At 68.3% G+C, this 6,360-nt stretch carries 5 protein-coding genes; 3 read left to right on the forward strand and 2 right to left on the reverse strand.

All coding sequences use genetic code 11. From position 1 onward, the window contains the following. Nucleotides 1-38 precede the first annotated feature (38 nt). The gene (locus tag AAFO60_RS16250) at nucleotides 39-446 is read left to right on the forward strand and encodes a hypothetical protein (RefSeq protein ID WP_347957266.1); all 408 of its coding nucleotides are present in this window, start codon (nucleotides 39-41) and stop codon (nucleotides 444-446) included. 12 nt (nucleotides 447-458) lie between these two features. Here the strand turns inward: AAFO60_RS16250 and AAFO60_RS16255 are convergent, their stop codons facing one another. Next, nucleotides 459-1,358 carry an adenylate/guanylate cyclase domain-containing protein gene (locus AAFO60_RS16255; RefSeq protein WP_347957267.1) on the reverse strand — a complete coding sequence of 300 codons (900 nt, stop codon included), beginning with the start codon at nucleotides 1,356-1,358 and terminating at the stop codon, nucleotides 459-461. Beyond that, nucleotides 1,351-2,532: a TetR/AcrR family transcriptional regulator gene (locus AAFO60_RS16260; protein WP_347957268.1), complete on the reverse strand. Its 1,182-nt coding sequence runs from the start codon at nucleotides 2,530-2,532 to the stop codon at nucleotides 1,351-1,353. Before AAFO60_RS16260 ends, AAFO60_RS16255 begins: the two co-directional genes overlap by 8 nt. Before the next feature lie 126 nt (nucleotides 2,533-2,658). On the opposite strand from AAFO60_RS16260, the gene AAFO60_RS16265 reads away from it, so the two are divergent. After that, nucleotides 2,659-3,870 (forward strand): acetyl-CoA C-acetyltransferase, encoded by a 1,212-nt coding sequence (locus AAFO60_RS16265; protein WP_347957269.1) that lies wholly within the window; start codon nucleotides 2,659-2,661, stop codon nucleotides 3,868-3,870. 34 nt (nucleotides 3,871-3,904) lie between these two features. Further along, nucleotides 3,905-6,100 (forward strand): 3-hydroxyacyl-CoA dehydrogenase NAD-binding domain-containing protein, encoded by a 2,196-nt coding sequence (locus tag AAFO60_RS16270; protein ID WP_347957270.1) that lies wholly within the window; start codon nucleotides 3,905-3,907, stop codon nucleotides 6,098-6,100. Nucleotides 6,101-6,360 lie beyond the last annotated feature (260 nt).

A 6,360-nucleotide genomic window follows, 5' to 3' on the forward strand; every position in this document is an offset into this window, starting at 1 on the left:
CGAAAGCAATTTCCGGCGCAGGTCACTAGTCTGCAGCCATGTCGGAGAACCAGGAGCAAGATCCCGTCGGCCTGTTCGCGCGGTCGCAGGAGCAGGCGGTCGCCGTGGCAGCCGAGACCCTGCAGCGGATTCGGGCCATCGCCACCGCCGGCGGCAATGCACCCGATGAACTGCTCCGCCAGGTCGCCGAGCTGAGCGGCGCGGTCACCGGACTGGCGGGCAGTGCAACCGGTCTGGCCGGTGCGGTCGCGCAGCCCCTGCAGGACTTCGTCGTTCAGCAGCGCAAGCTCGCCGAGACGATCGCGAAGTTCGCCGAGGCGCAGGCCGAACTGTCGATGGTGGTCGCGGAGTTCGCGCAGCGTCAGGCGGCCACCGTCGCGGCCCTGGAGAAGGTCACGACCCCGATGTTCGGCCTGATGGGCGCGCGGCCGGACCCGGAGAGCTGAGCGGGGGCGCGGTCAGTCGCGCCAGTTGCGATCGCGGACGAGGCGGAAGGCCCGCAGCCTGCGGTAGCCGCGCACCGACAGCGACAGCACCGGTCCGACATGGGTCGACTCGTTGTCGGCCAGCGACTGTGCGAGCTCCTCGTCGACCAGCGTGGTCCCCGCACGAGCGGCGCCGGCCAGCCGCGCCGCGATGTTGACGGGCTCGCCGAAGGCATCGCCCATCCGCATCAGGACCTGCCCGCGCGCCATGCCGATCCGCAGTTCGGGGAGTTCACCGTCGCTGGTGAGCCGGTGCAGTGCGATGGCGATCTCGGCGCCGTCGACGGGGTCGGGGGCGATGAACATCACGGCGTCGCCGATGGTCTTGACCACCTGCCCGCCGCGGTTGGTGATGATGCTGTGCGCGACCGACTCGAAGGTCTCGAGCAGGTCTTCCAGCTCGGTCATCCCGAGCCGACGGGACATCGAGGTGTAGCCGACGATGTCGGCGAACCCGACGACCACCTCGGCGTGCCCGGTGGCGCGGGCGGCGTCGGTGAGACCGGCGGCCAGATGACGTCGCCACACCATGTTCTGCACCCGCGAGAGGGCTTCGACCAGTTGGTCGGTGGTGGCGTCGACGCGCGGATCGTCGACGAGCCGGTTGATCGCCTCGGCCTCCCACTGGGCCAGCCGCGCGGTCGCCTGGCCGATCGCGCGGGCCGCGGCCAGCTGCGAGGTCATCGTCATCGCCTGGTGATCGCCGGTGAAGGTGGCGAGCGCGACGAGGTCCGCTTCGGTGAAGCGGTGACCGTCGTCGCCGGCCCCGTGAGCGAAGCCGAAGGCGTTCCACAGCTTCTGCGCGTACTCCGGATCGAGGTGCAGCGCGGTGATCAACTGATCGCGCGAGTACCCCTGCGGAGTCTCAGACACCCATTACGCCTTTCATCAGATATGCCATGCGGGCCGCGAACTCGGGCCGGGGCGTACTTCGGGGCAGCCGCACCGCGTCGTTCACGATGGCGAGTGCAGCATGAACCGACAGGGCGGCGGCCTCGGGGGTCCGATCCGGATCGATCTCGGCGAGCAACTGAATCCAGCGTGCCACGTAACGCCGTTGCACCGCCAACAGTTCGGCCGCCTGGGGCTCCTCGGCCAGCACGTAGGCACTGGTGAATCCGACCAACAGGTCCGGTGTCGCGGTGACCGCGTCGACGTAGTGGTCGACGAGGGCGGTGAGCCGCCCGACCGGGTCGGGGGTCATCGCGTAGGCGGCGAGCACGCCGGCCTCCAGCCGGGTGGCGCTGCGTCGGCTGATGCCGACGAGGATCGCGATCTTGGACGGGAAGTGCTTGTACACGCTGGGACCGGTGATCCCGACCGCGGCGCCGATCTCGTCCATCCCGGTGCCCGCGAAGCCCTGCTCGGTGAACAGACGCGACGCCGCGTCGAGGATCTCGTCGCGCCGGGTCGGCGAGTCGTCGGTGAGGCCGACGCCCTCGTGCGGCGGCTGGGCCAGTGCCGGGGACAAGGCGATGGTCCGCCGCACCAGCTCGAGCAGCGGCGCGTGGACGTCGCCGGTCGTGGTGCTGCGGATGGCGCGGCCTGCGCCGCTGCCGACCACGCTGAGAACGGCGCCGGCCAGGTACATCGACTCCCGCTCGGTCAGATCGGGGCGGTCGGCGCGAATGGCGCCCGCCCACTGACGCAGGACGGTGCGGGTGCGGCGGACGACGTCGGCGTTCTCCTCGTCGGACAGGTGCTGGCCCGACCACCGCCACAGCGACGTCGCGTGCGGGTTGGAGATGCTCAACTCGGTCACGCTGGTGGCGAGTGCGTCGGCCGGGTCGGGACTGTCGGACAGGCCGGCCCGCTCGGTGCTCGATTCGAGTTCGTCGACGCGGCTCTGGACCGCAGCCAGCAGCAGGGCCTGCTTGTCGGTGAAGTGTCGGTACAGCGTCGGGGCGCTGACGCCGGCGCGACGCGCGATGTCGGCCACCGACACGTGCGGGTAGCCGCGCTCGGCGAACAGCACGGTGGCTGCATCGATGAGCTGACGTCGGCGGTCGATCGACCGCGGGCGCCGAGCCGGCTTGGAAGTTGTCATGATGAACCGACCATAGCCGATTGATGGCAGGAAATGAACGACATGACCTCGGGGTATGGTCAAATACGTTATTGAGGGTTAGCCTACGTAAGTAACCAATCTCAGGTTCGTGTGAAAGGAACACTTGTGTCCGACGAAGCATTCATCTACGAGGCGGTCCGCACGCCCCGTGGCAAGCAGCGCGGCGGCTCGCTGCACAGTGTCAAGCCGATCGATCTGGTCTCGGGTCTGATCGACGGACTCCTGGCGCGGCACGGCGACCTGGATCCCAAGGACATCAACGACGTCATCCTCGGCGTCGTCTCGCCGGTCGGCGAGCAGGGTGCGGTCATCGCCCGCACCGCAGCACTCACCTCGGGCCTGGGCGAGACCGTTCCGGGCACCCAGATCAACCGCTTCTGCGCGTCGGGTCTGGAGGCGGTGAACCTGGCCGCGGCCAAGGTCCGCTCGGGCTACGACGACCTGGTTCTCGCCGGCGGCGTCGAGTCGATGTCGCGCGTGCCGATGGGCAGCGACGGCGGCGCACTCTTCATGGACCCGGCCACCGCGTACGACAACTACATCGCCCCGCAGGGCATCGGCGCCGACCTGATCGCCACCATCGAGGGCTTCTCCCGCGAAGACGTCGACGGCTATGCTGCCGAGTCGCAGCGCCGCGCCGCGCAGGCCTGGGACGAGGGACGTTTCGCCAAGTCGATCATCCCGGTCAAGGACCTCAACGGCGTCACCCTCCTCGACAATGACGAGCACCGTCGCCCCGGCACCACCGTCGAGAGCCTGGGCAAGCTGAAGCCGGCCTTCGCGGGCCTGGCCGCCATGGCCGGATTCGACGACGTCGTCCTGCAGAAGTACCCGAGCGTGGAAGCGGTCAACCACGTCCACACCGGCGGCAACAGCTCCGGCATCGTGGACGGCTCCGGCCTGGTCCTGGTCGGCACCGAGGAGGCGGGCAAGCGCAACGGCCTGACTCCGCGCGCCCGCGTCGTCTCGTACGGCGAGGTCGGCTCCGAGCCGTCGATCATGCTCACCGGCCCCACCCCGGCCACCGAGCTCGCGCTCAAGCGGGCCGGCCTGACCGTCGACGACATCGACGTCTTCGAGCTCAACGAGGCCTTCGCCTCGGTCGTCATGAAGTGGATGAAGGACCTCAAGGTTCCGCACGAGAAGGTCAACATCAACGGTGGCGCCATCGCGCTCGGCCACCCGCTCGGCGCCACCGGCGCGATGATCATGGGCAGCACCCTCGACGAGCTCGAGCGCGTCGGCGGCCGCTACGGCCTGGTCACCCTCTGCATCGGCGGCGGCATGGGCGTCGCAACCGTCATCGAACGCCTCTGAGCCGGTCCGAACGAGAAGGAAAAGACGAAACCTCATGACTGACAACATGATCAAGTGGGAGAAGGGCGCCGACGGCGTCGTCGTCCTCACCATGGACGACCCCAACCAGGGCGCCAACACCATGAACGCGCTCTACCAGTCGTCGATGGCCGCGACCGTCGACCGGCTCGAGGCCGAGAAGGACGACATCGCCGGTGTCGTGCTGACCTCGGCGAAGAAGACCTTCTTCGCCGGCGGCGACCTCAAGGACATGACCGCCGAGCGCACGCAGACGCGCGAGGAGATCGCCACCGAGATCACCGCCCGCACCAACGGCATGAAGAAGGTCCTCCGCCGCCTGGAGACCCTCGGCAAGCCGGTCGTCGCCGCCATCAACGGCGCCGCACTCGGCGGTGGCCTGGAGATCGCGCTGCACTGCCACTACCGCATCGCCGCGGACGTCAAGGGCAACCAGCTCGGCCTGCCCGAGGTCACCCTCGGCCTGCTCCCCGGCGGCGGCGGCGTGGTCCGCACCGTCCGTCTGCTCGGCATGCAGCAGGCCCTGATGGGCGTCCTGCTGCAGGGCCCGCGCCTGAACCCGACCAAGGCCAAGGAGATCGGTCTGGTCAACGAGGTCGTCGGCTCCATCGACGAACTGGTCCCGGCAGCCAAGGCGTGGATCGCGGCCAACCCCGAGGCCCAGCAGCCCTTCGACGTCAAGGGCTACAAGATGCCCGGCGGCGCCCCCACCAACCCGGCGGTCGCGGCCAACCTGCCCGCGTTCCCGGCACTGCTGCGCAAGCAGATCAAGGGCACCAACATGCCGGCCCCGCGCGCGATCCTGGCCGCGGCCATCGAGGGCGCCTACGTCGACGTCGACACCGCCGACGAGGTCGAGACCCGCTACTTCGTGTCGCTGGTCACCGGCCAGGTGGCGCAGAACATGATCAAGGCCTTCTTCTTCGACCTGCAGCACATCAACGGCGGCGGCTCGCGTCCGAAGGGCTTCGACAAGTACCAGGCGAAGAAGGTCGGTGTGATCGGCGCCGGCATGATGGGTGCGGCCATCGCCTACGTCACCGCCAAGGCGGGCATCGAGGTCGTCCTCAAGGACATCGACATCGAGGCGGCCAAGCGCGGCAAGGGCTACTCGGAGAAGCTCGAGGAGAAGGCGCTCTCGCGCGGCAAGACCACGCAGGAGAAGTCCGACGCGCTGCTCGCACGGATCCACCCGACCGTCGACCCGCAGGACTTCAAGGGCGTCGACTTCGTGATCGAGGCCGCCTTCGAGTCGGTCGAGGTCAAGAACAAGGTCTTCCAGGAGATCCAGGACATCGTCGAGCCGGACGCCGTTCTCGGCTCCAACACCTCGACCCTGCCGATCACCGGCCTGGCCGAGGGCGTCAACCGTCCCGCGGACTTCATCGGCATCCACTTCTTCAGCCCCGTCGACAAGATGCCGCTGGTGGAGATCATCTGCGGTGAGAAGACCACCGACGAGGTCCTGGCCAAGGTCATCGACTACACCCTGGCCATCCGCAAGACGCCGATCGTCGTCAACGACAGCCGCGGCTTCTTCACCAGCCGCGTCATCGGCACCTTCATCAACGAGGCCATCGCGGCCGTCGGCGAGGGCGTGGAGCCCGCGTTCATCGAGCAGGCGGGCAGCCAGGCCGGCTACCCGGCCGCGCCGCTGCAGCTGTCGGACGAGCTGACCCTGACGCTGATGCAGAAGATCCGCAAGGAGACCAAGGCCGGCGCCGAGGCCGCGGGCATCGAGTTCCCCGAGCACGGCTCCTACGCGGTCATCGACAAGATGGTCGAGCTGGGTCGCACCTCCAAGAAGGACGGCGCAGGCTTCTACGACTACGCCGACGGCAAGCGCGGCCTGATCTGGCCGGGCGTGCGCGAGACCTTCAAGTCGGGCACCACGGAGATCCCGTTCGAGGACATGAAGGAGCGCATGCTCTTCGCCGAGGCCCTCGAGACCGTCAAGTGCTTCGACGAGGGTGTGCTCACCTCGGTGGAGGACGCCAACATCGGTTCGATCTTCGGCATCGGCTTCCCGGCCTGGACCGGCGGCGTGGTCCAGTACATCAACCAGTACGAGGGCGGCATCAAGGGCTTCGTCGAGCGCGCCCGCGACCTGGCGAGCAAGTACGGCAGCCACTTCGAGCCGCCGGCCTCGCTGGTGGAGAAGGCCGACACCGGCGTCACCAAGCTGACGAACGAGAACCTCGTCAAGAAGTGATGCCCTGACGGCGCCTCCGACGGGGGCGCCGGCGGGTCCTGCTCAGTCCGCCGATCGTTGCCGCACCGCGGTGACGATCGGCGGACTGAGTGCTTTGGAGCGACCGTGAATGAATCCCCGATCGGCTCGTAAACGCTGGGTGTCAAGCTGTTTTGAGTCGGTCTGTCGACTTTCTTATGCTGTTTTCTGAAGCGCCGGTCGGCTGGGTCTGTGATGCAGGTTGATGCCTACTTCAGCAGCCGGCGTGGGCAGTTTCGGTG

The organism is Gordonia aichiensis, from assembly GCF_039946255.1.
In the GTDB taxonomy this organism is placed as follows: Bacteria; Actinomycetota; Actinomycetes; order Mycobacteriales; family Mycobacteriaceae; genus Gordonia; species Gordonia aichiensis_A.

Coding starts and splice junctions, on each gene's coding strand:
- AAFO60_RS16250 (WP_347957266.1), top strand. CDS start 39: ATGTCGGAGAACCAGGAGCAAGATCCCGTCGGCCTGTTCGCGCGGTCG.
- AAFO60_RS16260 (WP_347957268.1), bottom strand. CDS start 2,532: ATGACAACTTCCAAGCCGGCTCGGCGCCCGCGGTCGATCGACCGCCGA.
- AAFO60_RS16270 (WP_347957270.1), top strand. CDS start 3,905: ATGACTGACAACATGATCAAGTGGGAGAAGGGCGCCGACGGCGTCGTC.